General features: G+C 50.9%; 3 protein-coding genes. All 3 read left to right on the forward strand.

From position 1 onward, the window contains the following. Nucleotides 1-77 precede the first annotated feature (77 nt). The 3 genes from tnpA to tnpC all read left to right on the forward strand — a co-directional run bounded on the left by tnpA (nucleotide 78) and on the right by tnpC (nucleotide 2,410). A complete protein-coding gene (tnpA, locus tag ACFSB2_RS17135) occupies nucleotides 78-392 on the forward strand; it encodes an IS66 family insertion sequence element accessory protein TnpA (RefSeq protein WP_377944327.1) in 315 nt (104 codons plus the stop codon). Then, nucleotides 385-741, forward strand: a complete 357-nt coding sequence (gene tnpB / locus ACFSB2_RS17140; RefSeq protein WP_377944328.1) for an IS66 family insertion sequence element accessory protein TnpB — start codon at nucleotides 385-387, stop codon at nucleotides 739-741. Before tnpA ends, tnpB begins: the two co-directional genes overlap by 8 nt. 79 nt (nucleotides 742-820) lie before the next feature. Then, nucleotides 821-2,410, forward strand: coding sequence for an IS66 family transposase (gene tnpC, locus ACFSB2_RS17145; protein ID WP_377944329.1), 1,590 nt, complete (start codon nucleotides 821-823; stop codon nucleotides 2,408-2,410). The last annotated feature ends 95 nt before the right edge of the window (nucleotides 2,411-2,505 follow it).

Genomic DNA, 2,505 nt, shown 5'->3' on the forward strand with positions numbered 1-2,505 from the left:
GTAAGCGTCAAACGTAGGACACCTCGTCATAGGTTCCGTCACGCGGGATAATCTTCTCAAAGAGGAGAGTGATCCCCGTGTCAAAGACGGAATTGCGTGCCATGTGGGAGAAGCGGATCGTGGACTTCCAGACGAGTGGACAAACCGGTTCAGCATGGTGTGAATCCAATGAAATCGACATTTATCAGTTCCGTTATTGGAGTCGCAAATTTCGGTTGGAACGTCAATCGGAACCGACGTCTGTAAAATGGTTGTCATTGCAAGTTGACGAGTCTACTGTGGAAGACGTCGATTCAATAATAATTCGGGTGGGTCATGCAAGTCTCCAAGTAAAGTCCGGCTTTAATCCCGCTCTGCTCAGGCAAGTCGTGCAGGCGTTGGCAAATGTTTGACGGGCATGCAGCGCAACGGGTCTACTTGGCCTGTGGGAGCACAGACATGCGCAAATCCATCGACGGTCTCGCAGTCCTGGTCAAAGAAGTCCTAGATTTAGACCCATTCTCTCCTTGCCTCTTTGTATTTTGCAATCGGCGACGAGACAAGCTGAAAATCCTGCAATGGGATACGAGTGGGTTCTGGCTTCACTACCGCAGGCTAGAACGAGGACGGTTTCATTGGCCAGATGACGCAGTTGGTCGGGCCGCCACCATCAGTCGTCGTGAATTGCGTTGGCTGTTAGATGGTCTGTCCATCACACAGCGCCAGACCCATCCGGAAGTCACTGCTAGAACAGTCATCTAGGTCGTGAAAATCAGACTGAAATCCTGTAAGAACCCTTTAATAACAAGGGATTGCAGGGTGTTCTGTCGAATGTGTAATCATGACAAAATCATCGGTTCCAACGATTGAGCAAGTCTATTCCCTAGAACAAAAATGCGCCTCTCTGGAACAGCAGAACGAGGAGCTCATACGAAAAATCGCTTGGTACGAGGAGAAGCTTCGACTCCAGTATAAGCGTATGTACGCTGCATCTAGCGAACGGACGGAAGCCGAGAATATTCAACTTCGTTTGTTTAACGAGGTTGAATGGGAAAATGACGCTGCAGATGCAGAAGAGGCTGCTGAGCCGGAGCAACAGGTCGCAGCACATGTACGCAAAAAGCGTCAGGGACTCCGGGAGGAGCTTCTCGGTCACCTCCCAGTGGAGCGGGTGGAGTATCGGCTATTGCAGGAAGAGCAAGTATGCGGTTGTTGCGGTGGTCAAATGCACGAGATGAGCCAAGAGGTCCGAAAGGAACTGAAGATCATCCCGGCTCAAATGAGTATGGTCGAGCATGTGCAATACATCTATGCATGTCGGCACTGCGAACATAACGAAATGAAAACACCCATTGTGAAGGCGCAAATGCCGCGGCCGGTTCAACCCGGAAGCTTGGCATCTCCATCTGCGGTCGCATACATCATGAGCAAGAAGTTTGTAGAAGGCATGCCTCTATACCGGCAAGAACAACAATTCATACGCCGGAACGTCCTTCTGTCCCGGCAAACCATGGCCAACTGGGTGCTGCATGGTGCAAACCAGTGGCTGAGCAAAATCTACCACCGTCTGCACGAGGACCTGCTTCAACGAAGATACCTGCATGCGGACGAAACAACCTTGCAGGTGTTACATGAGTCGGGACGAGCTGCAGAAACGAAGTCATACATGTGGCTCTATCGTAGTGGGCGTGGTGGCCCGCCCATTGTTCTCTTCAACTACCAGCCAACACGAGCGAAGGAACATCCAAAAAAGTTCCTAACCGGGTTCAAGGGCTATCTGCACGTGGATGGGTACCCTGGATACCACGAGCTAGAAGATGTGACACTCGTCGGATGTTGGGCACATGCTCGACGCAAGTTCGACGAGGCGCTCAAGGCACTTCCGGCAACGAAGAGAAACGCACCAGTTGCTGCGAAGCAAGGACTTGAGTACTGCAACAAGTTGTTCGCGATTGAGCGAAAGTGTAAAGATGCGTCTCCAGAAGAGCGGTATGCCGGTCGACTTGAGCAAAGTCGACCAGTCTTGGACGCTTTTTTGGCATGGCTTGAAGAACAGAAAGCCAACGTGTTACCAAAGAGCACGTTTGGTGAAGCCGTCACTTACTGTCTGAATCAATGGACTAAGCTAGAAGCATTCCTCTTAGACGGCCATCTCGAAATAGACAATAACCGCAGTGAGCGCTCGATTAAGCCGTTCGTCATTGGACGTAAGAACTTCCTATTTGCGAACACGCCGCGAGGGGCCACTGCGAGTGCGATTGCATACAGCATTGTGGAAACGGCGAAAGAGAATGGGCTTAACCCATTCACATATTTGCAATACCTCTTCGAGCGGCTGCCTAATGTCGACACAGATAATCCGGATGACCTGGCCGCGTTGCTACCTTGGTCTCAGACCTTGCCGGCCGAGGTTCACAACCGTAGATCATGACGTGACAAAACGTCCCTGTCGGAATCCCGGCGGGGATTTTCTATTATGATGATCATTCATTTTCGTGATCAAGGTGTCCTACGTTTGACGCTTAC

The organism is Alicyclobacillus fodiniaquatilis (assembly GCF_042678105.1).
Classification (GTDB): domain Bacteria; phylum Bacillota; class Bacilli; order Alicyclobacillales; family Alicyclobacillaceae; genus Alicyclobacillus; species Alicyclobacillus fodiniaquatilis.